Origin of the sequence: Treponema phagedenis (assembly GCF_008153345.1) — a bacterium.
GTDB classification, from domain to species: domain Bacteria; phylum Spirochaetota; class Spirochaetia; order Treponematales; family Treponemataceae; genus Treponema; species Treponema phagedenis.
Map to the genome: position 1 here is coordinate 1,098,543 of NZ_CP042818.1, position 24,719 is coordinate 1,123,261.

Annotated in this window: 16 protein-coding genes and 3 pseudogenes; 12 read left to right on the plus strand and 7 right to left on the minus strand. The window is 38.4% G+C overall.

Annotation, left to right across the window (positions count from 1 at the left end; genetic code table 11):
* Positions 1-41: 41 nt before the first annotated feature.
* The 3 genes and pseudogenes from FUT79_RS04750 to FUT79_RS04760 all read right to left on the minus strand — a co-directional run.
* Positions 42-1,214 (minus strand): sensor histidine kinase, encoded by a 1,173-nt coding sequence (locus tag FUT79_RS04750; RefSeq protein WP_024752373.1) that lies wholly within the window; start codon positions 1,212-1,214, stop codon positions 42-44.
* Positions 1,211-1,897, minus strand: a complete 687-nt coding sequence (locus tag FUT79_RS04755) for a response regulator transcription factor (protein ID WP_148889327.1) — start codon at positions 1,895-1,897, stop codon at positions 1,211-1,213. Before FUT79_RS04755 ends, FUT79_RS04750 begins: the two co-directional genes overlap by 4 nt.
* Positions 1,881-2,336, minus strand: a pseudogene (locus FUT79_RS04760) (ATP-dependent zinc metalloprotease FtsH); the annotation flags it as partial. The pseudogene FUT79_RS04760 and the gene FUT79_RS04755, both read right to left, overlap by 17 nt.
* A gap of 549 nt (positions 2,337-2,885) precedes the next feature.
* Here FUT79_RS04760 and FUT79_RS04765 point away from each other — a divergent pair.
* Positions 2,886-3,122 carry a FeoA family protein gene (locus FUT79_RS04765; RefSeq protein WP_231577556.1) on the plus strand — a complete coding sequence of 79 codons (237 nt, stop codon included), beginning with the start codon at positions 2,886-2,888 and terminating at the stop codon, positions 3,120-3,122.
* 93 nt (positions 3,123-3,215) lie between these two features.
* The gene (gene feoB, locus FUT79_RS04770) at positions 3,216-5,318 is read left to right on the plus strand and encodes a ferrous iron transport protein B (protein ID WP_024752377.1); all 2,103 of its coding nucleotides are present in this window, start codon (positions 3,216-3,218) and stop codon (positions 5,316-5,318) included.
* Between the two features lie 608 nt (positions 5,319-5,926).
* Here feoB and FUT79_RS04775 read toward each other — a convergent pair.
* Complete coding sequence (locus FUT79_RS04775) at positions 5,927-7,564, minus strand: outer membrane protein assembly factor BamB family protein (protein WP_148879849.1); 1,638 nt, start codon at positions 7,562-7,564, stop codon at positions 5,927-5,929.
* A 959-nt stretch (positions 7,565-8,523) separates the two neighbouring features.
* Here FUT79_RS04775 and FUT79_RS04780 point away from each other — a divergent pair.
* Entirely contained in the window at positions 8,524-9,315 is a 792-nt protein-coding gene (locus FUT79_RS04780; RefSeq protein WP_044634469.1) for a PHP domain-containing protein, read from the plus strand.
* Positions 9,308-9,589: an acylphosphatase gene (locus FUT79_RS04785; protein WP_002695105.1), complete on the plus strand. Its 282-nt coding sequence runs from the start codon at positions 9,308-9,310 to the stop codon at positions 9,587-9,589. The genes FUT79_RS04780 and FUT79_RS04785 overlap by 8 nt, the downstream gene beginning before the upstream one ends.
* A 631-nt stretch (positions 9,590-10,220) precedes the next feature.
* Here FUT79_RS04785 and FUT79_RS04790 read toward each other — a convergent pair.
* On the minus strand, positions 10,221-11,747 hold the full coding sequence (locus FUT79_RS04790) for a DUF5312 family protein (RefSeq protein WP_024752382.1): 1,527 nt from the start codon (positions 11,745-11,747) through the stop codon (positions 10,221-10,223).
* Between the two features lie 800 nt (positions 11,748-12,547).
* Here FUT79_RS04790 and FUT79_RS04800 point away from each other — a divergent pair.
* The 7 genes and pseudogenes from FUT79_RS04800 to FUT79_RS04835 all read left to right on the plus strand — a co-directional run.
* Positions 12,548-13,810 (plus strand): hypothetical protein, encoded by a 1,263-nt coding sequence (locus FUT79_RS04800; protein ID WP_044634936.1) that lies wholly within the window; start codon positions 12,548-12,550, stop codon positions 13,808-13,810.
* 820 nt (positions 13,811-14,630) lie between these two features.
* Positions 14,631-16,547, plus strand: a complete 1,917-nt coding sequence (gyrB, locus tag FUT79_RS04805) for a DNA topoisomerase (ATP-hydrolyzing) subunit B (RefSeq protein ID WP_024753300.1) — start codon at positions 14,631-14,633, stop codon at positions 16,545-16,547.
* 465 nt (positions 16,548-17,012) lie between these two features.
* Positions 17,013-17,510 (plus strand): flavodoxin domain-containing protein, encoded by a 498-nt coding sequence (locus FUT79_RS04810; RefSeq protein WP_024753301.1) that lies wholly within the window; start codon positions 17,013-17,015, stop codon positions 17,508-17,510.
* 629 nt (positions 17,511-18,139) lie between these two features.
* On the plus strand, positions 18,140-18,475 hold the full coding sequence (locus FUT79_RS04820) for a PadR family transcriptional regulator (protein ID WP_002698778.1): 336 nt from the start codon (positions 18,140-18,142) through the stop codon (positions 18,473-18,475).
* A 15-nt stretch (positions 18,476-18,490) separates the two neighbouring features.
* Positions 18,491-19,246, plus strand: coding sequence for a permease prefix domain 1-containing protein (locus FUT79_RS04825; protein ID WP_024753303.1), 756 nt, complete (start codon positions 18,491-18,493; stop codon positions 19,244-19,246).
* Positions 19,247-19,407: 161 nt separating this feature from the next.
* Entirely contained in the window at positions 19,408-20,271 is an 864-nt protein-coding gene (locus tag FUT79_RS04830; protein ID WP_024753304.1) for a DUF4097 family beta strand repeat-containing protein, read from the plus strand.
* A gap of 24 nt (positions 20,272-20,295) precedes the next feature.
* A pseudogene (locus FUT79_RS04835) lies at positions 20,296-20,808 on the plus strand (DUF4097 family beta strand repeat-containing protein); the annotation flags it as partial.
* A 61-nt stretch (positions 20,809-20,869) separates the two neighbouring features.
* On the opposite strand, the gene FUT79_RS04840 reads toward FUT79_RS04835, so the two are convergent.
* Together FUT79_RS04840 and FUT79_RS04845 are read right to left on the minus strand one after the other, a co-directional pair.
* On the minus strand, positions 20,870-22,048 hold the full coding sequence (locus FUT79_RS04840) for an OmpL47-type beta-barrel domain-containing protein (protein ID WP_024753306.1): 1,179 nt from the start codon (positions 22,046-22,048) through the stop codon (positions 20,870-20,872).
* Between the two features lie 123 nt (positions 22,049-22,171).
* A complete protein-coding gene (locus FUT79_RS04845; protein ID WP_231577544.1) occupies positions 22,172-22,582 on the minus strand; it encodes an OmpA family protein in 411 nt (136 codons plus the stop codon).
* A 408-nt stretch (positions 22,583-22,990) separates the two neighbouring features.
* Here FUT79_RS04845 and FUT79_RS15695 point away from each other — a divergent pair.
* A pseudogene (locus FUT79_RS15695) lies at positions 22,991-24,334 on the plus strand (MATE family efflux transporter).
* Positions 24,335-24,719 lie beyond the last annotated feature (385 nt).

Below are 24,719 nucleotides of genomic sequence, written 5' to 3' on the forward strand. Positions count from 1 at the left end.
CGATAAATTTGTGATAAAATTGTGACAATTTAAAAAAAATTTTAGGAATAGAATTTAATTATAAAAGCGACTCCGTCGCTTTTATTTTCCGCACGGATTTCCGCATTATTTTTTTCCAAAATTATTTTTGTAATCGAAAGACCGATCCCGAACCCTGCGGTGTTATTTTTTGTTTTATAAAATCTTTTAAAAATATTTTTTAAGTCCGCATCGCTTATTTGCGGCCCCTTGTTTTCAAACCGAATTTCGGTGTACACCGAATTTTCAACTGCGGAAACGGAAATTGAATTTACTGCAGGATAAAGATCCGAAAAGTTTTTTAAAATATTTAAAAAGGCTTCCGCAATCCAATAAAAGTCGCCTTGTATTCTTATCCCGTCTGCTTTAATTGAAGGCATAAGTTTTTTTTCAAGTAAATCTTCTTCGATTATTTCTACAGCACTCATAAGGCATTCTTCCAATAAAAATTCTTCCTGCGTCATTTTTATTGCGCCGGAATCTAATTTAGAAAGCGTAAGAAGAATTTCCGTTAAGCGTTCAAGCCGCTCAAGCTGCACTTGCATTTTTTGTATAAATTCATTTTTGGCAATTTTTTTGTATAATTCCGGATTGGAATCTTCAAAAAGCTCAAACATAATATTTATAGAAGTGATTGGAATTTTTAATTGGTGAGAAATGTTTTCCAAGTTTTTTTTATAATTTTCTTTTTCCTGTTGTGCATAAACCTTTGTTTCACGCAGCAAAACCAAAGTTTTATAAATTTCATCATCCAAAATTGAAAATGGATCTTCTTTTATTGCAAGCTTATAATTTCCTGTTTCAAGGGTTTTTATAAATTTTATAGTTTGCTCAATTCGCTTTTTTTGTTTGTTTTTAATATAAAAATTTGCAATACAAAAAAATAAAATCGTAATTGCGGAAACAAAAAAACAGCAGAGCACAATATACAAACTTTGATTTTTAAAAATAATTATCTCATCTACATAACCGTATTGTTTTAAAATCTTTGAACCGTCTTTTTCTAAGTTTTTATTTTCCGATTTTAATGCGCCAATAAATTTTTCGGTATTGTTTGCTTCCAATGATGAAGCAATGCGGCAAAGTTTTGCATAAATTTTTCTTTCGTTTATTTTATAAATACCAAATACAAAGATATTTACAAAAAATAAAACTGCAATTAAAAAAAGCAATGATGTTTTATTTAGCGCTTTCATATTTCCAGCCTATACCCAATTCCGTGAATAGTTTTTAAAAGAGGCTCATCAAGCTTTTGACGCAGCCTGCGAACCGTAGCGGTAAGCGTGTTATCATTTACAAAATTATTTTTTGAATCCCAAACTAAGTCAAGCAATTTTAAACGCGTTAAAGTTTGATTATGATTTTCCATAAAAATCTTCATCAAATTATATTCTTGCGCAGTTAATTCAATTTCGGCTTTATTTTTAAAAAGCCTTTTTTGCTCCGTATCAAGCTCGTATTCATTGAGAATTATTACGCTGTTTATTTTTGCATTTAATTCAGCCTTACTTGTTCGGCGAAGTACAGCATTAATTCGAGAATGTAAAACAGCTAATCTAAAAGGCTTTGTGATATAATCTTCCGCACCGAGGTCCAAACCTTCGACAATACTTTTTTCATCGTTTTTTACTGTCAAAAAAATTATCGGGATGTCTTTTAAAGATTTTGCATAGCGAAAAAAATCTTGCCCGTTTCCGTCGGGCAAGTTTATATCGAGTATAATTAAATCAAATTTCGTATTAAAATTTTTTTTAGCTTCGTTTATTGCGCAGGCACAAAACACCGAAAAATCCCGCTTTTCCAAATAGTGTTTTATGCCTAAAGAAATATCATCACTGTCTTCCAGTAAAAAAATTCGCGCCTTAGTCCTGCTTTTCATCCTGATTTAAAGAATCTAAATTGTGCTCGGCTGCAATTATCGCTTCAAATTCTTCGCTTTCAATTGTTTCTTTTTCTAAAAGCCTTTTTGAAATAAACTCCAAAAGCGGCTTTTTTTCAGAAAGCAACTTAACAACCGCCTGATATCGCTCATCGATGATTTTTGCAATTTCTTCGTCAATATACTGCTGCGTTGTTTCCGCATATTCGCGAACCAGCTGAGGCTCATTATGTCCGAGATATCCGGCACCGCGTTTACTCAACGCTACGTTTTTAAACTTATCGCTCATTCCGTAATCGCTTATAATACTTCGAGCAATGTCCGTAACGCGGGCTAAATCATTAGCAGCACCTGTGGAAACCATATTAAAGGCAACTTGCTCCGCAGCGCGTCCTCCAAGAAGAACATCAATTTCCGCAAGCAATTGTTTTTTATGTATGAACTGAGCTTTCATCAAAATAAATTCCGCTCCGCCTTATCTAATTAAAAATAGAGTATCTTACGCTCTTATTTTTCATAAGTATAGCAAATAGTATTCAATTTGTTAAGCTCCGGTTTTTTAAGCAAAACAGGATTTAAGCATTCCTATGGTAAATTGCTCGCCATTGCGAAATTCTAAACGATGTTTTAAAGCAGAATAGTTTGCAAAGCTTTAAAACTCGTTGGCGAAGTTACAGTAAATTTTCAAAACTTCGCCCTATGGTAAGTTTGCTCACCGTTGCACCGTGTCGAGCTCTTTCTATAATAGAATAGGGAGTTTTTAAACTCGCGGTTTAGTTTTTGACACGGATGTCAAAAATCAGAACGGGCATGGACGCCCGTGGTTCCATGCAGAAACGATGTTTTAAACCAAGCGTATTCGCACTTGCGGCTGTCTTGGTGTAAAAATAACCGACGGGCGATTGATTTTCTTTTTAATTAGGTTTATATTTAATTAATCAAATAAATTTTTTAGATAAATCAAATTTCTATTCAAGGGGAGATGAAAATGGCGAACAATATCAGTTTAAGTACATTGCATGCCGGAGAAAAAGGAACGGTTGTCTCTATTTCGCAAGACAGCAGATTGCGCCGCAGGTTTTTTGATTTAGGGATTATTCCCGGAACTGTTATTGAATGTATACAACAAAGTGCCCTAGGCGACCCGACCGCATATTTGATTCGCGAGGCTGTTATTGCAATTCGTTCAGAAGATGCCGATTGCATCCAAGTCGATCTCGTTTAATTTTTAAAAAGAACAGTTTGTTTTACGGGTGTATCATAACCGATGTAATAAACTGTTTTTAATTTTTATCAAAATAAAAATTAGGGGGAACAGGTGTTACAACTTTTAACGATTAACAAAAAAAATGAAAGTGATTTAGTGGTCGGACTTGCCGGTAATCCAAATGTCGGCAAGAGTACGGTGTTTAACGCATTAACCGGACTTAATCAGCATACGGGGAACTGGCCCGGAAAAACCGTAGTCAGTGCTACCGGTTATTTTGAACAAGCGGGGCAAGGCTATACTATGGTTGATTTACCGGGTTGCTATTCGCTGATGGTGAACTCGACAGAAGAAGAAGCCGCGCGTGATTTTATTTGTTTTCAGCACCCCGATGCGGTTGTGGTTATTTGCGATGCAACCTGCCTTGAGCGAAATTTAAATTTAGCCTTGCAAGTTCAGGAGCTAACTCCTCATGTTGTGGTTTGTGTTAATTTAATGGACGAAGCTGCCAAAAAGAAAATCGAGATTGATTTGCAAGGCATTGAAGCAAAATTCGGTATTCCGATAATCGGCGTAACCGCGCGCAGCAATAAAGGGCTTGAACAAATACATACCGCAGTAGATCGTGCGATAAAATCGGAAACCAAACCTGTCGTCAGATACCCCTCATTTATTGAGCAAGGCATTGATGTATTGAGCGAAAAACTACAGTCATTATCTACACAAAATCTTAATACGCGATGGCTTGCGGCAAGACTTCTGGATGCCAATACTAATTTCTATCATTCATTAACCGCCTTTTTAGGCTATGATTTACGGGAGCAGACAGAGGTTAAGCAGGTATTACATGAATTATTTGCCCAATGGCAAAGCTTGGGGCATAGCAAGACGGATATAGCCGATATGATGGCTGCCTGTTTTGTAGTAAAAGCCGAAGAGCTTTGTAAAAATCATGTAAAATACCGAAACGAAAATTATTCTTCGCATGACAGAAAACTTGATAAATTATTTACCAGCAAGATAACCGGCTTTCCGATTATGATTGCGGTTTTGCTGATTGCGTTATGGCTGACCATCAGTGGTGCCAACGTACCCTCTGAAATGTTAGCAAATTTACTTTTCGGTTTGGAAGAAAAATTGGCAAATCTTTTACTGCGTATCGGCGCACCGACACTGATTGTTGATGTGCTTGTTCATAACGTTTACAACGTTTTAGCATGGGTAGTATCGGTTATGCTTCCGCCGATGGCGATTTTCTTTCCGCTTTTTACCTTGCTGGAAGATTTCGGGTATCTGCCGCGTGTAGCCTTTAATTTAGACCGATTCTTTAAACGCTGCGATGCCTGCGGCAAACAAGCGCTGACCATGTGTATGGGCTTCGGCTGTAACGCTGCCGGAGTTGTCGGCTGCCGCATTATTGATTCGCCGCGTGAACGGCTCATTGCCATCATAACTAATAACTTTGTTATTTGTAACGGCAGGTTCCCAACGATTTTATCAATTATTGCGATTTTCATGGTGGGCTCCGCGGCGGGCTTAGCGGGCTCTATGATTTCGGCGGGCATTTTAACCTTGGTTGTTATTCTTGGCGTAATAATGACCGTTATATCCTCTAAAATGCTCAGCCGCACCGTGCTGCAAGGCATCCCTTCCTCGTTTACGTTGGAGCTGCCCTCCTATCGAAGACCGCAGGTAGGCAGGGTAATTGTGCGCTCGCTGTTTGACAGAACGCTTAAAGTTTTAGGAAGAGCCATTATTTGCGCTGCTCCGGCGGGATTGATTATTTGGATTTTGAATACAATCACGGTTAATAACCTTTCTCTGCTGATGCACTTTGTAAACTTTTTGCAGCCGATGGGAGCTTTGATGGGACTTGACGGAGTAATTTTAGCCGCATTTATTTTGGGCATTCCGGCAAACGAAATTGTGGTGCCGATTATGATCATGATTTACATGGCAACGGGCAATTTACTTGAGCTTGATAGCATGGAAGAATTCCGCGCTCTATTGCTCTCTCACGGCTGGACTATAAAAACCGCTATCAGCATGATTCTTTTTTCGGCATTGCACTGGCCTTGCGCAACAACCTTATTTACTATTCAAAAAGAATCGCAAAGCACTAAGTGGACGGTGCTCTCCTTTTTATTACCAACGGCTTGCGGAATACTCTTTTGCATTCTGTTTAACCTGATAATGAAACTATTCGGAATGTGATTCTTTTTATTTTGAGCGTGCCCATAGTACAGCATTTTTTGATAACCCTAACAAGGGTTGATATTTTTATATGAACTTTAAAAGATTTTTATAAAAAGAGTCCAAACCTGCGAGTTTTAAAACCCCCTGTTATAAAAAGGAGTCCGACACTACGGTATAATTTTGCCGTCCGTGGCAAAATTATACCTATGAGTTTGAAAACTCCGAGTACGCTGTGGTAGTTTTCAAACTCAATTCTGCTTGGAACCACGGGCATCCGTGCCCGTTCTGATTTTGCCGTCCGTGGCAAAATGAAACCTGCGAGTTTTGCCTGTTTGCAATAAAGTGTAGGTAAAACATCGGTTGAATTTTTCCTTCTCCTAATGCGTGGGTTGAGGGAAGGCAAGCTACTCTAATGCGAAGCATAAGCGAATAAATTTTACAAAACTTTGAACTTGGTGATGCGCAGCACGGGCGAAGCTTTGTCATTTTTCTTTACTTCGCCTAAAAGCGGGGTTCAAGAGGCGGCAGCCCCTTGTTCATGCGTAAGTTCTGTACTGACATCCAATGCCATACTTAAAGCTTTATTTTTGGTAAAATTCGTGTAAAAAATTCTGGTCTTTTAAATCTCATTCCATAAGCGTATCAATAAGCATTCTTGCCTGTTTTCGCACATCGCTGTTCGGAGTTTCTTCCGCAATTCTAAAAAGCTCTCCGCCGGCTTTTTGCACAATATCCTTCGGCGCTGTTTTTATGATAGAAAACAGCGCTTGACAGGCAGCTGCCATAACAGCGGTATTGCTGCCCTTAAACCTGTTTATTATCATTTGGATTGTTTCAAATGTTTTACCGTCAAAATCATATTCAATGGTTGCAAGCGCACGTAAAATTCCTTCAGCGAGACGGCTATCGGAAGTCTTTTGCAATTCAAAAATTAAGATATCACGGTATTCATACGAACCGAGCTTTCCAAGCAATAATGCAGCTTGTGCCCGTTCATCAACAGTAAAGGTTTTTGGATAATATTCCGCCACAGAAGCATTTTTTAAAATCGTACACAACTGTTTTGCATACTGCGCTTCTTTAACACCGACCGTTCCCGACTGTAAAGCTTTTTCTATCTCTTCAAAAAATTCTTTTGTAGAAAAATACTGTGCGGAAAAAGGAATAAGAGAATTATATTTTGTAAGAATAGAAAAATTTCCAAGCGGCATAAACTTTTGCGCTTTTTGAGAAATAATCTTTGCTTCCGCACGATACGCATTTATGATCCAGCCTCCGGCAGAAACAACTAATCCGTTTTCTGTAATCACCGGTGTAAAAGCGGTATCATACATATGCTGCATCCATTTTATTTTTCCGTCTTTAGTGATTGTAAACGCTATCCCCGTATCAGAGACCAAAAGTTCATCTCCCTGCACCTTACAAAAAACAGATTGTGTAAATTGAGTTGCGGCAACAAAACTGTAAATTTGTTTATATCCTTCCGCAGACCTACAGGTAATTCTGCCATCTTTAGAAAGATAATAAATAAAATTACCGACAGCAAGAATTGCGGTACAAGGAGTTTCCGTGATTTTCCAAACAGGAGCGGACTCATTATATTTATAGCGGGCAAGCACACCATCTTTTGTAGAAATAATAAAACCGTCTGCAATGCTTGCAAGAGCCGATACCCTTCCTTTTATCTTTTGCTTGTGTAGGATTTCTCCAAAAATACTTATTCGATATGCGTATCCGTTTTTTGTAATGAGAAGAAAATCATCGCCGCCCATGATTGCCGGCACAAAAATCGGCGGTGAAGACAGTGAAAGAGTCCAAAGAGTATTTCCCTGTGCGGTAACACAAAATAATTTATTTTTTGCAATGAAAAGCACCCGTCCATCTTTAGTGCACACCGGCGGAAAAAAAATATCGCTCCGTAAAACATAGCTGTGTAAAGGCAGCCCCTGAGCGGAAAAACTATGTACGGTTCCGCCTTTTTTTTCGATAAGATAGACAATGCCTGCAGGAGATACGTGTAAAAATACCTTCGATGAGATTTTTACATTTCGTCTCCAAAGAAAAGAACCGTTTGTACTAAAACAGTTAAGTGCTTTGTCTGCGCTGAATGTATATATTTGCTGCCCATGTAAAACCGGATTGGTAAGATTTTCACCGGCAAGCACCAATGTCCAAAAAGCGGTGTTTTCTTGCGCATGAGAAAAGCAAGAAAAGAGAAAAAATATGAGAAAAAATATCTGTTTTAATCCTTGTTTTTTCTTCATACGGTAATGTCCTCTATGTTCAATATGATTTAATTGCGCATAAAAATCAAAGTTAACCGCTTGAAAAAGCACGCTTCCTGTATCAGCTTTACCACATCTCGTACCATTATTTTTAGAGGCTGCATTCGCTATAAATTTCAAAAAAACGCATTTGAACGCTACTCAATATTTTGACAGCTCAAAGATTCTTTCAATCGTTACTTCGGTACGGCGTATTTTTTTGTAATAGGCATATTCAGCTTTTCCTACGGAAGCAGATAAAAAGAATCGTTTTTCCGTTTAGATGAGTAATGCACTTGCCGCCAGACACGTTTTTCTGTTATAACCGACATTGCGAGAGTATAACAAAAAAAACTTGAAGAGAAAAGATAAAAAAAGTCAAACGATGTTTAAAAGCATCAACAGTAAATTATAAAATTGAAGCTTTTAAACTCGCAGCACTGATTTAATCAAGAATACTAAAAATCAGTGCGTGGCGGTGGTCTCACTATGGTAAACTATCCACCGTTGCGCCGTGTCGGGCTCCTTTTTATAACAGGAGTTTTCAAACTCGCAGGTTTCATTTTGCCACGGACGGCAAAACTCAGAACGGGCACGGACGCCCGTGGTTCAAAACAGAAACGATGTTTTAAAGCAAAATAAATTGCAAAGCTTTAAAACTCGCAGGTTTCATTTTGCCACGGACGGCAAAACCAAACCTGTGCTCTTTTTTATAAAACTTTTTACGATTTGTATAAAATGCATTAAGAAAAATAATCGGGTTATCAAAAAACCGTTATACGAGTTCCTTCCGGCAGTTTGTAAGTATTTGACTCCGAGAAGTAAAAAACAAGTCGGATAAGAAAAAAATTCAAATCCGCAACGCCCATGAATGTATGATTTTTATTCTTCATGCGCACGCTCTGTAGAACTTCCAATGCATTCTTGTCTTTGCTTGTTATTTTAAGTATACTTTATACATGATAAATAATTTTCATACTCATACCTTTTTATGTAAGCATGCCGATGGTAAAGCTATCGATTATGCTTTACAAGCTGCCGAGGACGGTTGTTCGGCTCTCGGGTTTTCCGATCACTGTCCTTATCCTGATGGCGTTTGGCCGGATAGCAGAATGGAAGTGGACGAGATTCCGTTTTATAAAGAAATGGTAGAAGAAGCCCGCCGCGCAGTTGATTTTCCGGTATATTTCGGTTTTGAATGCGAATGGGATCCTCGATACTATTCTTGGTACAAAGACTATTTAATTGATGAAGTCGGTGCCGAATATCTTGTTTTCGGTTCTCATTGGTATCCTATGGACGGGAAATTTCTCTATATTAACAATATCAGGGATAAAAAAATTATCGGGAAATATATTGATTTTACAATTCAAGGAATGCAAAGCGGTTTGTATAAGTTTCTTGCGCATCCCGATCTGTTTTTAGCTTCTGTGGAGGACGTAGATAAAGATTATCAAGCTTGCGCCGAAGCGCTTATTGATGCTGCGATTGATTTGCATATGCCTCTCGAAATAAACGGATATGGCTTATTAAAAAATACGGTTCAAAGAACGTATGGAGAAGATTACGGTTATCCGGTGAAGCCTTTTTGGGAGATGGCGCGTGATAAAGGAGCAATCATTATTTGTAACTCGGATGCTCACTTTCCGTCACATACAATAAGTTCATGCAAAAAAGCTTTTGACTACGCGGAGCATTTGCACATACAACCGCATGATGCCGCTCAAGTGCTTAATTTCAGTTATGCCTGAAAAAACTTTTAAAGCAGTTCATGCTTTTGTATACGGGAGGGTACAGGGTGTAGGATTTCGCTATACAACGCTTAATCTTGCGCGAAAAATGGGAGTTACCGGCTGGGTGCGCAATAAAGCCGATTATTCAGTAGAAATATTTGCTGAAGCTCCTCAACCAATTCTTGCGGATTTTTTTATGGCTCTTCAAAGCGAACATCCTTATGCCCGTGTAGAAAATATTGATATTCATGTCGTTCCTCCGCAAGGATTTAAGAGCTTTACAGTACGTTGATTTTTTCGCAAAGGCAAGTGATTAAATTTACGTGAAATCTCGGAGTTTTTATCGAATAATCCTTTCCAAGCGTTTGGTTTTGCAATCGCCATGCGGGAAGAGTTTTTACAAGATTGCGGAACGGGAGGTACTATAACGTTTTGTTATTAGCTGCCGGCATGCCTATGGGAACAATCAACAGGAGCCTTGCAGTTGTTGTGAGAAAAAATACCAAAATTACATTCAGTACTGCCACGGGCGGCAAAATTATGCTGTGCGGTGGTTCCAAGCAGATAAGTTTGGTTTTGCATGGACGACAAAATCAGAAGCGACCACGTGCGCCCGTGGTTCAACATAAAAAAATGGGGGTCAGTACAGACACCTTATCCTCCTGCTCTGTGCGCAGACTGTCAGCGGGAGAGTTTTTGGCGTGCGGGGCTTCGGGAGTTTTCTTGGCGTCAGCGCGGTGTAGGCATTCCTATGGTAAACTTACCCACCGTTGTGTTGTTCCCGGCTCTTTTTTATAAAATTGTGTACAGTTCGGATAAATGTATAAAAAACGGAGTGAGTTACCAAAAAAGCGCTGCACTACTCTGTGCTTTGGGTAGAGCTTTTCTTTTCTGCTTTCACAAGTATTAGCAGCTATAAAAATCTAATTAAAACTCATTCGTATAAGCAGGACAAAATTGTATATTTTTTTATATGCATCGGTGAGCCATTCCTTTACCGGTCGATCCGAATGCTGCTCAATTTCTTTCCAGTTCTGAATAAGGGTTCTGTGCGGTTTATCATAATCGGCAATAATATCCTTAAAATTATTTCCAATCACGATGAGATGCTTTACACTGATTTTAAGCAGTTTATAGGCGGTATCATTGACCTTTTCTGAAAGATTCATAGCTTGCTTTGCAGCGCCGGGCTCTCGCTCACTTCTGGATAAAAGCGTTCGAAATTTTACACCGAGATCGGAGCCTTCCGAGAGGTTTTCATCAAATTCCAATACTTTATCACATATCTGCATGAGTGTATGATAACTTTCGGAATAATTTTTAGAAAGCTCTTGTTGCCCCCAATTACCGCGCACTAAAAATAAATCGGATAAGGCTCTAATATCAGCTTTGAAAAAATCAAGTAAAAATATTTTTAAGTAATCCATCTCCGTTGTATGGGTAAAACCTTTTAAGCCTCTTCGTTTAAAAGCATTGTTTGCAGCACTCGTGTAGTTTTTCATACCGGAAGCCGACATATCCGAGAAAATATTTTTCGCCGCGTATTCCATTTTTGCTTTCTTTTGTTCTTGTTGTAATTTTCGTATTGTAGCTTCGGATGTTTGTTTTAACCGCGTAAAATATGCTTCCGCAATTTTTTCATTGAAAGGAACGGATTCTATTTTATACGTCGGATCTTTTGATATATGCTGAATAATTTTTTCAAAAATATTTGATCTTCGAATATCAGATAAAAGTTTTATAAGTCGAGCCCACTGAGTTTCATTAACAGGTCTGATATTTTTATACACTGTAATGATTTCAAATAATTTTGACCAGTTTATTTCTAGCGGCAATGAGTATAGAATTACGGCAAAGTCTTTTAAGTCTTCAAGTAAAAAAAGTGCATTAGTTGGCTCGAATTGTGGAACATAGGAAAAATCCCCTTCAGGTAAGGTAGGGTCAAGTTTTTTCAATAAAAAATAGTAGTCATATAAAACAAAATGAATAAAGGAGTCCATATGTTCATACACTAAATCAATTTCCTGTATTTTATCTGCGGTAAATTCCGCAGAAATGATCGCAAGCTTTTTTTTTGCCTCTGCTTCTATAGCGGCAACTGAAAGCGTTTTTGACTGTTCTAAAAGGAATTCTTGGTCAAGTTGATCTTTTAACTTATGAGCTTTATCGGAAAGAAAATATTCAACGGTTATCGTTTTAAAAACTTGAGAGGAAAGTGTAGTCATTAAGAATGAGCGTGCTGGACCGACAATTTTATAAATTTCATACATTACTTTTCCGAATGCGGGAAGCAAATCGCTTGTATTCTGTTTATACCAGCGACTGTATCTATTTTTTGATATTTCTTTTGCAATATTTTTTAGCATCCTTCGCTTAAATGCTTCATCATCATCTTGAGGAAAAAATTTATCAATAAGCCACTGAAAAAAGTTTAGTTTTTTTTGCCGCATATTCTATATAATGATAAAAAACATTAAGACTGTCAATGTGAATTGAACAAAAAATATTAGCCAACGGGTTTGTTTTGACGTCCTTGTCAAAACAAACCCTGCGAGTTTAAAAGCTTTGCAAACAGTCTTGCTTTAAAACATCGTTTCTGCATGGAACCACCGCCGTCCGTGGCGGTTCTGATTTTGCCATCCGTGGCAAAACAAACCCTGCGAGTTTAAAAGCTTTGCAAACAGTCTTGCTTTAAAACATCGTTTCTGCATGGAACCACCGCCGTCCGTGGCGGTTCTGATTTTGCCATCCGTGGCAAAACAAACCCTGCGAGTTTTAAAGCTTTGCAAATAGTCTTGCTTTAAAACATCGCTGCTGCGTGGAACCACGGGCGTCCGTGCCCGTTCTGAGTTTTGACGTCCTTGTCAAAACAAAACCCTATCTGCGTGGAACCACCGCCACGCACTGATTTTTAGTATTCTTGATTAAATCAGTGCTGCGAGTTTTAAAGCTTCCTGTTATAAAAAGAGCCCGACACGGCGCAAGGGTGAGTAAACTTACCATAGGGCGAAGTTTTGAAAATTTACTGTAACTTCGCCTACGAGTTTTGCAACGGTGGGCAATTTACCATAGACAAAATGCAACTCCCGAGTTTTGTCTAGTTACGCTGGAATATCAGGCAAAACATCGTTTGAAATCAGCACTCACAAGCAGGGTTCAAGGGGCGGCTGCCCCTTTTTCATGCGTACACCTTGATCTAAAAGAGGCATCCTCTTGACTTTCTTTTTGTTTCGCTCATACTTATAAAAATATGAGAAGAAACATAGTTTTTGTCTTCGGCCTGCTATTATCTGTTTTTGTTTTTTCGTGCAAAAATGCTGAAGATTCCATCGCAGTCATCTGGACAAATAATATTGATTTTGTGCTTTATTGTGAGCTTTTTAACCAAAGTCAAAAAAACTATAAGATTGTTGTACAGTATAAAACTAATCCCGCCCAAGCAGTTATAGAAAAGACTGAAACTTTTCCGGATGTCGTCATCGGTCCTTGGCTAAAAGGAGGTGCTGCACGAACGGAATTTACTAAAATAGCAAGTGTGCTCGGTGAGGACAAAATACCTGAAGATTCATTTTACCCCGAATTATTGCAGCTTGGAAATATTAACGGGAATCAATATCTTTTACCGGTCAGTTTTAATCTTCCTACCATTATCTTTAGCCAAAAACAGGCAAATCGCATTGACAGTGATTTTTCCCTTTCTCTTGACGAAATTAGAGCTTTATCAAAGGAATATAATAAAATACAAAACGGAATCTACACACGAATGGGGTTTTCTCCGCGTTGGGAAGATTCATTTTTATATTTAACGGCTGAAGGGTTCAAAGCTTCTTTTGAAGAAAAAGAAAATTTTTTTACATGGAATACGCAGGCCTTAAGCGAGACAGTTACGTATATTCGAAACTGGTCTGCAGAGGTGAATACGAGTGCCGCATCGGAAGATGATTTTAAATTTAGATATTTATATGATCCTCCATACATGCTTATCACGGGCGGAAGGTGCCTTTTTTGGTATCTACCGAGCGATAATTTGTTTGCAATGTCTCAGGACAAACTCAATAATATTGATTTTCGATGGATCACATACAAAGGAAAAACCCCTTTGCAGGAGGATATTGTGTATGCGGGGATTCATAAAAAAGCGCGCAACACTGCGGCGGCAAAAGCTTTTCTTATATGGTTTTTTTCAGTAGATACACAAAAGGAGTTGATGGAAAAAATACAAGAAGAACATTTAATTGCACAGTCGTTCGGAATTGCCGGAGGTTTTTCCGCTCTTAAAAACGTAACTGAAAATGTTTTTCCGAATTATTATCCGCTTTTGCTGAAGCATTTGCCGCAAACAAATACATTTGAGACTCCGAAGATTCTGCCAAGCAATTGGACTCAATTGAAAAAAGCAATTGTACTTCCTTACTTGAAAGAAGCAGGAGCTTTGCCGCTCGGTAAATCCGAAGAAAATATCCAATCGCTTAATAAACGCAGCTCGGAATGGTATAAAAATCAACAGCAATAATTCTCGGTTTAAGCAAAAATACTTTTCTAAAAAACCTGTTTTTATTTTAGCCGATAGTAAAATTAAGCTCGTATAACGTTTTTTTAATAAATCGATTCGTTTTTTAATGCATCGTACCCAAAACATAAAAAATTGTATAAAAAAGAGTTCGACACAACGGTTTCATTTTGCCGTCCGTGTCAAAACTAAACCTGCGAGTTTTAAAGCTTTGCAAACTATTTTGCTTTAAAACATCGCTGCTGCTTGGAACCACGGGCGTCCGTGCCCGTTCTGATTTTGTCGTCCGTGGCAAAATGAAACCTGCTAATTTTGCCTGTTTGCAATAAAGTGTAGGTAAAACATCGTTTGAAATTGAGCCAGATGAGCTGTTTACCATAGGAATGCTTAAATCCGCTGCGGCAAGCCGGTAGTGTTACTATCTCTGACAACATGTGTTTACGTTAATTACGGAGTGCTGTATAGGTACAATTTTTACATGAGTGGCAAAACTATACTTGCGTTAGCGGCTTGGAGGGAGCGGGCTCATTGTTTCAACAATGAGCTCGCTGCTCATTTTGCGGCGGTAATGTTCCGACGCAAAATAGCCGCAGCGTAAGCGGAGCCCGGAATGACGCGGCGGTTTGTACGTGCTTTTTTCCGGCAGTGCCCATGGTAAAGCCGCTTGTGTTACGCTCAAACCGCAACGCCCATGAATGTATGGTGTATTCCTTCATGTGTAAGCCCTGACGGAAGCCGTCTTTTTCCTTTACTTTTTTCCGTATAAAGGGTATAATGGCACCTCTACTGAAATCTGATTACTATTTATTTTTAAGGAAAAACAATGACAAATTCAACATATTCGGCAAGTAATATTACTGTTTTGGAAGGTTTGGAGGCGGTTCGTAAGCGTCCGGGCATGTATATCGGTTCAACGGGGCCGAACGGGTTACATCATTTAGTGTATGAGGTTGTGGATAACTGTATTGATGAGGCGATGGCCGGCTTTTGCGATAGGATTACCGTTGTGCTGGAAAAAAATGATATTGTCCGTGTTGAAGATAACGGGCGCGGTATTCCGGTGGATATTCATCCGCAAGAGGGAATCAGCGCGTTGGAAATTGTTTTAACCAAACTGCACGCGGGCGGAAAGTTTGATAAGGGCTCGTATAAGGTTTCAGGCGGTTTGCACGGCGTCGGCGTTTCTGTAGTGAATGCCCTGTCCACTTGGATGGAAGCTACCGTGTATAAAGACGGCGCGGAGCATTATCAAAAATTTGAGATTGGAGTACCGCTTGATTCGGTAAAAAAAATCGGCACTACCGACAAGCACGGCACTACTATTCGTTGGGCGGCAGATCCGGCAATTTTCAAGGAAACTACCACCTATGATTTTGATGTGCTTGCAACAAGATTACGGGAACTTGCATTTTTAAACAGCAATATAACGATTGTGATGCGAGATGAGCGGCTTTCCACACCAAAAGAAGCAACTTTTGCATTTGAAGGCGGGATAAGCCACTTTGTGCAATATTTACATGGAACTAAGCAGGTTCTTCCTGCAGAACCTATTTATATTGAGGCTGAAAAAAATGATATCATTATGGAAATTGCATTACAATATAATGACGGTTATAACGAAAATCTTTTATCATTTGTAAATGATATTAATACCCGAGAGGGCGGAACGCATCTTGAAGGCTTTAAGTCAGCCCTCACTCGTGTAATGAATGAATTCTTAAAAAAGAATTCTAAGCTTATAAAAAAACTGGACAAAGAAGAAAAGCTTACCGGAGAAGATGTGCGCGCGGGACTTACCGCCGTTATTTCGATAAAAGTTCCCGAACCTCAATTTGAAGGGCAGACAAAAACAAAACTTGGTAATAGTGATGTGCGTGGCATTGTAGATTCTTTTGTAAATGAAAAACTCACCCTCTTTTTTGAGCAAAATCCCGCTATCATCGATAAAATACTGGAAAAAACAGTATCTGAGGCAACCGCAAGAATTGCCGCACGCCGCGCAAAAGAGGCAACACGGAGAAAAAGTGGTTTGGATAGTTTTGGATTGCCGGGAAAACTTGCCGATTGTTCATTAAAGGATCCGAAGCTTTGCGAAGTATATATAGTAGAAGGTGATTCGGCAGGCGGATCGGCAAAAAAGGGGAGAGACAGCAAAACTCAGGCAATTCTTCCGCTTTGGGGCAAAATGCTGAATGTGGAAAAAACACGGATTGATAAAGTAATGAATAACGAGAAATTGCAGCCTATTATCGCAAGTCTCGGAACCGGAATCGGTAAAGATTTTAATATAGATAAAATTCGTTATCATAAAATCATTATTATGGCGGATGCCGATGTCGACGGTTCGCATATCAGAACGCTTCTTTTAACATTTTTCTTCCGTTATATGCCTCAAATTATCGAGGAAGGATATGTATATCTTGCAATGCCTCCGTTGTATAAAATTTCCTATAATAAAAAAGAGTGGTACGTATACAATGATGAGGAGCGGGATCAGGTTTTAAAAGAAATAGGCAAGGAAAATAATGTTGCCGTGCAGCGCTATAAAGGTTTGGGCGAAATGGATGGGACACAGCTTTGGGAAACTACCATGGATCCTGCACGCAGAAAAATGATGCGCGTTACCTTGCCCGATGCAATAGAAGCGGATCGAATATTCAGCACGCTTATGGGAGAGGAAGTAGAGCCCCGTCGTCAATTTATTGAGGAAAATGCCGTATACGCTAATCTTGATGTATAAAACCCGTCTATATTTTTAACACTCAATTTCTATTCTTTTTAACATACCGGATTATAAAAAATGAAAGGCTCTCATAAAGAGAGCCTTTCAAGTTTCATAAGGAGAAAAGAAGAGCTGCCCGAAAGGAGGAGAACGGTCAGCTCCATAAAACAGTATCTTCTGTGTAAGTCTAATATAGTAAAACGCTTAACTTTTGTCAATAGTTTTTATGAAACTTTTACGTTTTTTTGATGTTTTTTGTAATTTTATGTAAAACAAACTCCTTTTCTGTCATTGAATCTATTTTGTTGTAGAAAATCACAGTATTTTCTATTTAGCTGAAATATGTTGTATAACAAAATTAATTTTTTTGTATTTTACTTGCCGTTTTCTGTTTGTATGCTTATATTAACATTACGGCTTGTCTCTGGATTTAATGTATTATTAAAAAATCTAAATTATGGAAAGTCGAAAAGGATTATTTTTATGAAAAAAACAGGTATTTTTTATGCAACTAAAGGTGGTACCGCCGAGGCTTTTGCAAAACAAATTGCAGAAAAATTGGACGCCGATATTTTTAACATGAAAGACACAAAGATTGAGGAAATCGCAAATTATAAAAATGTTGTTCTTATGTCTTCTAATTATGCATTCGGGGCTTTGGCGGACGATTGGGGTGGAAAGGTGAAAAACCTACATACGATAGATTTTTGCTGCAAGAATGTTGCAATTGTCGGTGTAGGCAGCCAAGAGCGACATCCAGACAGCTTTTGCTCCGGAGCAGCGGACTTCTACGATAAACTCCGCTTTAGCGGTGCTCGTTTTGTCGGAGCGGTTAATGCCTGCAATTACAAGTTTGATTTTTCACGCTTGCAGCGCGGCAATAAAATGCTCGGTCTTTGCCTTGATAAAGGTGATGATAAATCCGCTTCTCACATTGATTCCTGGGTTCAGCAAGTAAAACCAATTTTTGACAAAGCATAAAAATAAATTAAAAAACGCTCAGGGTTTTCGCCCGAGCGTTTTTTTTGCTATAACACTCATGCTTCTTGTCTAAAGTAAACCTCTTGATAGGCGCAATTGATAAATTGCATTTTGATACATAATTGCTAACTCAAACCTTGGTAGGTGAGCCTTTCGAATTTATGCGAGCGGGTGGTACAGTCAAACGATGTTTAAAAACTGCCACAGCATACTTGGAGTTTTAAAACTTGCAGCCACTGTAAACAAGAATGCCAAAACTACATTCAGAACGGGCACGGACGCCCGTGGTTCCAAGCAGAAGCGATGTTTTAAAACAGAGTAGTTTACAAAGCTTTAAAACTCGCAGACTTAATTTTGACAAGGATGTCAAAATTAAGTCGTGGTGGTTCCAAACAGTAGCGATGTTTGAAAACTCCTACAATAAATTTTAAATCGAAGTTTTCAAACTCGTAAGGTATAATTTTGCCACGGACGGCAAAATTATACCGTGTTGATTGCAAAACATTATACCGATATCACAAATGCACCGATTTAAAAACTTTCAAAAAACATTGTTCGTTTTTTTACAATCTACTTGACATATCGTAGTAGTTGCCTTATTCTATAACTACTACGATGGATGGAATAGTATGGCAATAGTTTCAACCGATATAATGCGCGGGGTGCATGATATTTTAATTTTATCACTTCTCGTTAAAGCAGACAGTTACGGATACGAAATTTCTCAAAACATAACTAATTATTCGGCAGGTGCCTATACTATTAAAGAAACGACTCTATATTCGGCGTTGGGGCGGCTGGAAAAAAGCGGCTATATTGTCTCCTATGACGGAGATAAAACGCTGGGGCCGCCTCGTACGTACTTCAAACTTACCAATTTTGGCAAGCAATACCTCATGGATAAAATTGCGGAATGGAAATCAATAACAAAATTACTTGATACCTTTATCAAGCTTGCAGAATAAGGAGGAAAGACTTTTATGGAAAAGATTGTTCGGTATATTGATAATGTCTTCAGCTCTTGTCCAAGAACCGAAGAAGCGGCTCGGCTAAAAATGCAGCTTATTGATAATCTAATTGAAAAGTACAATGCCTTGCTCGCCGTGGGTAAAAATGAAGATGAAGCCTTCGGTATAGTCATCACCGGTTTCGGCGATATCGAAGAAATCAAAAAAACGCTCAAACAAGATGAACCGGAAATTCCGGAGCAAGCAGAAGAACGCGATAGTTTCGCTATGAACTCGGAAGAGATTATCGCAATATACAGAGAAGTGCAAAATTCATTAAAAAAGACTACACGGTGGGAATTTTTCTACTGCGTGGCAGGGTTGGTAATAGTGATGAGTACATTCATTGTCAGCAGAAGATACGGCTGGCGTATGCTTGATGTTACCGTTCCCATAGCATTGCTCATGTTTTTTGTTTGTATCGGTTTGGCAAGTGCCCGTTTTATATTGTACGCAGTCAGAATATTAAATATAGAACGAAATCTCTTTGACTTAGCAAAAAGAAAAGATTTAGGTACGGAAAATACAAAAATGAAATTTACAGATATCATTGATGATTTAAAAGCTGAAGGAAAACTGCCGGTAAAAAAATTGCAAGCTACCATAATTTTAATTACCGCTGCATTTTTTTTACTGTACCTTAATACCGGCGGGCGTTTTGGAATTTTGTTTTTTATTATTCTGCTTGGCTTTGTGTCTTTGTTCTTAGTTCATATATGGTTAAAATAAAAAGGGGGAAATACGATGAAAAATAATTGTAAACACAGGGTAATAGTTTTTATCTTGGGTATTTTTGCAGTGAGTCTTTGTTTAGGTGCTTGTTTTCATAAATGCAACGCAAAACTCACAATTGATTGGGGTAATCATTCCAGAGTAATGATAAACGAAGAATGGGAACATTACCGCATAACAAAAGAAATGATACCGAAGCAATTTCTTCGCTTGAGTTCACTCATGAACGTTCTCCTGCAATAATTTTAAAAACCGGTACTGCAAAAAAAATCATTATACATACCGTAGGACTTCCTGATGAAGTAATGAGTTTTGATCTCGTAAATAAAAAATTAATAATAATTGAAAAAGATATCTGGAGCCGGAAAGCACGCGAAATGGTTAGCATCAAAAATAATGACTGGTATACAAAATCAAAAATAGAAATAGAAATTCCTGAAGGCTTTCGATTTAATGATATGAGAATCATTTCAAATGCTCCTTTAAAATTGCAGAAAATTGAATCCGACAATCTGTATATTGATGCGCAAAGCGGAGATATTGAGCTTGTAAAATGCAATTTTACCAACCCGCTTTTACAAGCTTCAAACGGAAATATTGCTATTGACAGTTGTGCTATTAAGCGGAACCTTACCTTAAGCACAAAAAACGGCAATATAACAATAGATAACACGGAGACAGAAAACGATATTTTACTGAATAGTAAAAACGGAAATACCGACATGAATAATTTCAAAGCAGCAAATTTAAAGATAGAAACAAAAAACGGTTTCTTTAACGGTGAAGCCTCATCCTTTGATACAATTACCTGTAATACCCATAACGGAAATTTTAATTTTGAAGGCACTGTAAAAAAAGAAATTGCCGTAACCTCTCGTGCAGGAAATATTTCTGTTGAGCTATTAGGCAAGGATACGCTAAACAAAGTGCAATTCAAATCAACAAACGGTAACTTAACGCTGAAAAATATTTCCGCCATTGAAGCAAAAACGGAAAGCGATACGGGCTTTGTTACGGCTTAAGATGTTTCCTTTGATTCATTTTTATGTAAAACAGAAGCAGGTTATGTTGACTTTGAAGGTGCTATAAAAAAAGAAATCACCGTAACCACTGACGTTGGAAATATTTCTATTCAATTATTAGGCGGGAATACACTAAGCAAAGCGCAATTCAAATCAACAAACGGTAATTTAACGATGAAAAATATCTCCGCCATTGAAGCAAAAGCGGAAAGCGATACGGGTTTTATCATAGCGGAAAAGGTTTCTTTTAATTCACTTGCCTGTGAAACCGACACCGGATTTGTTGACTTTAAAGGCAGCATTAAAAAAGAAGCAGATATTCAGACCAAATTTGGAAATATTAATTTAGAACTTGAAAAACCTCTTGATGATTATGCCATCTTCACGGATAGTGATAATCCGTTAATAAAAATCAATCATAATTCGCAAAAAAATCAAAAGGGTAAGAACAAACAAATAATTTCCGGCTCTCCCGATGCTGCAAGAAAAATTTTTCTTTCGACCAAAAGCGGAATGATAACAATAAACGAAAAGTAAGCAAACTAAAAAAGGCTTCCCTCAAATGAGGAAAGCCTTTTGCCAATAAAATCTTTTATGGTTATTCTAAGACAGGCACTTCATCTTCTGCCGGAACAACATCAGTTTCCTCCTCTTCAGGAGTAACTTCAACAGCTTCTTCTGCAGGAGCTGTTTCAATGTCGCTTTCTACAGGAGTAACTTCCGCAGAACCTTCCGCAGGAATAGTTCCATCGGGAGTTATTGTGTCAAGCTTGTTTCCGGATCTATCTATCATTTCAACCGAAGATGCAGGGTTAATCTTGTCAACATAGAATGTATACGTAACAGGCTCTGATACATTGCCTACATTATCAATTGCCTTTACTTCAATAGTATATACATCTTCCGTATTAAACTTAATAGGTTCAACATATTTGGTATATTCAGCGTCGTTAATTTTGATGTAAATAGCATCAAGTCCTGACAGTTCATCTTTTGCACCGAACGCAATTGCTTCACTTGTTGAAATAATAATCCGCCCCTCTGCATCAACAACCGAATCGCTTGGGAATACCGTGTACACGGCTTCTTTATTGATAAGGCGATCACTATTTTCGAGATAAATCACGGGGGGAGTCATATCAACAATAACGGAAGTTAATGCTATCGGTGTAAGGTTTCCGACATTATCAAGCGCTGTATAATAAAGTTTTGCCGGACCTTCTGATTCAAATGAAAAATACGCATCTTCCGCTTCCTTACCCTTACCGCGCAATTCAAGTGCCTGCAAGTTGGTACCGATGTAGGTACCCGCAACACCTGCTCCGGTTAAGTTATCCGATGCCGAAACATACCATTTTGTATTTGCAGAGCAATAAGTTGTAAGTCCTTTACGATATACCGGTTCGGTGGTTTCAATCTCGGCCTTAGGCGGTGTGTTGTCTACAACAACAGAAAGTGTTTTCGGAACCTCGAGGTTGCGACTATTATCAAGTCCGCGATACGAAATATCAAATGCACCCTCTTCAAGAATTTGGAAGGGATTCTTATATCTCATAAATTTTGTACCGTCCAAAGAAAACTCAACAAAATCAAGTCCTGTTTCTTTATCCGATGCGTTTAATTTAAAAAACACATCACTGTTTACAAACTCTTTTTTGCCATCTGAGTAATGAGTTGCGACCCTTTGGTAATCGGTACCGATAGTTTGCGGAGCCTGTGCCCACGCGGAAAAAAAGAAGACTGCACAAGCAGTTCCCAACAATGTTTTTTTTATCATTCTTTACCTCCAAAATGATTATGCAGTTATACTGCGTTTGCCTGCAAATTATACCAATCTCATAATTCCTAATTGGCTACAGGCGCTCATAAAAACTCTTGTGTATTTAACCGTACAAGAGTTTCATTTAATTTCTACTCTACGATTATAGTGGCGCTTAGTAATCTCGGCATGTGAACCTGCCGGTTCATTTGCACCAAGACCTTCCAGCTCCATACTATCTGCATCGAAGAGACCAATTGAGCGAAAATACTCTGCAACAGCTACAGCGCGCTGTAACGAGAGTTTGTTTTCAGCTTTTGCGGTGTCCAGTTTTGCGCTGTGTCCGGTAATTTTCACATGCGTAATATTTTGCGCTTTTAACTGCTCTGCAATTACATCCAGCTTATGAGCAGTAAAACTGTCAATAACGTATGTATCGGGCGCAAAATAAACTGTAAAACCGTCTGTTTCCGGCTCTTTTTCTTCTACCGGAGCCTCTTGCGGTTCAGCAATAGGCTGCTCTTGCACTACCGGCTGCGGCTTTTTCTTCACAGGTTCCGGCTTTGGTTCCGGTTGTGATTTACACGCAAAAAAAACTGGTAAAACAAGCAGTAGAAGCAATATTCTCAGTTGATTCAAATTTACCTCCTCATTAAGAACTGAAACTAATTCTATCTGTTTTTAGTCCGGTAGTCAACATTGTGTATCTATATTTTTTCACAATGGATTTTGAATTTTACGGGGAATCGGTTAGATAAAGAGATTGAGTTATTGAAAAACTTTTCCGAAAGGGTATTTTATATATACCATTTCTTTTGATTTTTTAGAAAAAAGAGAGAAAATGCAATTGCTGTATCAGAACTTAGGATTCTTACTCGGATGACAAAGAAGGTCGATTTAGCTACAATAGTGAATTGCCCGATTTGCGGCAAAATCAAAAATAGAGTTACGAGCGGTTGTATGCAAAGAAATTTAACACAGGGGCCGATTGCCCGCTACATTGTTTTATTCAGTCTTCCGATGATTGCCGGAAATATTTTTCAGCAGCTTTATAATGTTTGCGATACACTGATCGTGGGCAGACTTATCGGAGCGACGGCGTTATCGGCAGTGGGCTCAAGTTACGCCGTTATGGTTTTGCTAACTTCAATTATTTTGGGTTTTGCAATGGGAAGCGGTGTGGTATTTTCTCATGCATACGGCGCCGGCGATTTTGAAAAAATGAAAATTGCAATTGCAAATGCGTTTGTATTTATACTCGGCGTTACACTCATTCTAAATATTTGCGCATTTATTTTTTAAAAAAAACTAATTGTGTGGATTCAAATTCCGCCCGAAGCAGTCGAGATGACAGAAGAATATTTGTTTGTTATTTTTACCGGAATTATTTTTGTGTTCATCTATAATTTTTTTGCAGCGGTTTTGCGAAGTGTCGGAAATACTTTAATGCCGCTTATATTTTTAATTGTTGCTTGTGCGGTAAACATTGCGCTCGATATTTTTTTTATTGCTTCGCTCAATATGGGAGTGATGGGGGCGGCACTTGCAACAGTAATTGCGCAAGCAATCAGTGCGATTTTAATTGTTCTGTATTACTATAAACGCGAACGAAATTTGAGTCCCGCAAAAAAACACTTTGTGTATCACAAAAAAATAATAAGCGCGATTATACATAATTCAACACTAACCGCCGTGCAGCAATCAATTATGAATTTGGGAATACTTGCAGTACAAGGTTTAGTAAATTCGTTTGGACTTGTTGTAAGTGCGGCCTTTGCTGCTGTTGTAAAAATAGACGCATTCGCGTACATGCCGGCACAAGACTTTGGAAATGTTTTTTCAATATATACTGCACAAAATTACGGCGCAAAAAATGCCGAAAGAATCCGAAAGGGGCTTACAATATCTTTAATGATTACAAGCGCGTTTTGTCTTGCCGCATCCGCTGTCGTGTATATTTTTGCGGAGCCGCTTATGCAGTTTTTTGTAAAAGCAACCGAAACCGAAGTTATACGAATAAGCATTCAGTATTTGCGAATTGAAGGGGCATTTTATGTCGGCATCGGAATTCTTTTTATTTGGTACGGTTACTTCCGCGGTATTAGCAAAGCGGGACACTCAATTATACTCACAATTACCTCATTGGGTATTCGCGTAGTTTTAGCGTTTATACTTGCGCGCACGCCGCTCGGTTTAATCGGAATATGGATAAGCGTTCCGATTGGTTGGTTTATTGCGGACATTCTCGGTGCGCTATTGTATTGGCAAGGGACAAAAAAACGGAGCCTGATTTTCGCTGAGTAAAAACATATGACTTTTATGTTCAAAATTAGTGTGGAGCGGAAGATAAGGATAAAGGGCACCGTATTTGCTCCTATACTTTTATACATTTTATACAATAGAAACTTTTAAACCAACATGTTTGATATCTTCAATTAGTTTTTACTCCACACTCAATATAAATCTTAAAAAATTTTATAAATAGAGCTCGACACGGCGCAACGGCGAGCAATTTACCATAGGGCGAAGCATTAGTATTTACCCTCTGCTTCGCCAACGAGTTTTGCCTGTGTACAACAAAGTATCAGGCAAAACGTCGTTTGAAATTTAGTAAGAGCTTTGCAGCAGCCCTTACCTCTGACTAGGGTTTATGCCTCGCATACGATCACCCGGAAAGATCCAAACGATG

Excerpts from the sequence above, each read along its gene's own strand:
- FUT79_RS04750 (WP_024752373.1), bottom strand. The coding sequence starts at position 1,214 with ATGAAAGCGCTAAATAAAACATCATTGCTTTTTTTAATTGCAGTTTTA.
- FUT79_RS04755 (WP_148889327.1), bottom strand. The coding sequence starts at position 1,897 with ATGAAAAGCAGGACTAAGGCGCGAATTTTTTTACTGGAAGACAGTGAT.
- FUT79_RS04765 (WP_231577556.1), top strand. The coding sequence starts at position 2,886 with ATGGCGAACAATATCAGTTTAAGTACATTGCATGCCGGAGAAAAAGGA.
- FUT79_RS04775 (WP_148879849.1), bottom strand. The coding sequence starts at position 7,564 with ATGAAGAAAAAACAAGGATTAAAACAGATATTTTTTCTCATATTTTTT.
- FUT79_RS04780 (WP_044634469.1), top strand. The coding sequence starts at position 8,524 with ATGATAAATAATTTTCATACTCATACCTTTTTATGTAAGCATGCCGAT.
- FUT79_RS04785 (WP_002695105.1), top strand. The coding sequence starts at position 9,308 with ATGCCTGAAAAAACTTTTAAAGCAGTTCATGCTTTTGTATACGGGAGG.
- FUT79_RS04790 (WP_024752382.1), bottom strand. The coding sequence starts at position 11,747 with ATGCGGCAAAAAAAACTAAACTTTTTTCAGTGGCTTATTGATAAATTT.
- FUT79_RS04800 (WP_044634936.1), top strand. The coding sequence starts at position 12,548 with ATGAGAAGAAACATAGTTTTTGTCTTCGGCCTGCTATTATCTGTTTTT.
- gyrB (WP_024753300.1), top strand. The coding sequence starts at position 14,631 with ATGACAAATTCAACATATTCGGCAAGTAATATTACTGTTTTGGAAGGT.
- FUT79_RS04810 (WP_024753301.1), top strand. The coding sequence starts at position 17,013 with ATGAAAAAAACAGGTATTTTTTATGCAACTAAAGGTGGTACCGCCGAG.
- FUT79_RS04820 (WP_002698778.1), top strand. The coding sequence starts at position 18,140 with ATGGCAATAGTTTCAACCGATATAATGCGCGGGGTGCATGATATTTTA.
- FUT79_RS04825 (WP_024753303.1), top strand. The coding sequence starts at position 18,491 with ATGGAAAAGATTGTTCGGTATATTGATAATGTCTTCAGCTCTTGTCCA.
- FUT79_RS04830 (WP_024753304.1), top strand. The coding sequence starts at position 19,408 with ATGGGAACATTACCGCATAACAAAAGAAATGATACCGAAGCAATTTCT.
- FUT79_RS04840 (WP_024753306.1), bottom strand. The coding sequence starts at position 22,048 with ATGATAAAAAAAACATTGTTGGGAACTGCTTGTGCAGTCTTCTTTTTT.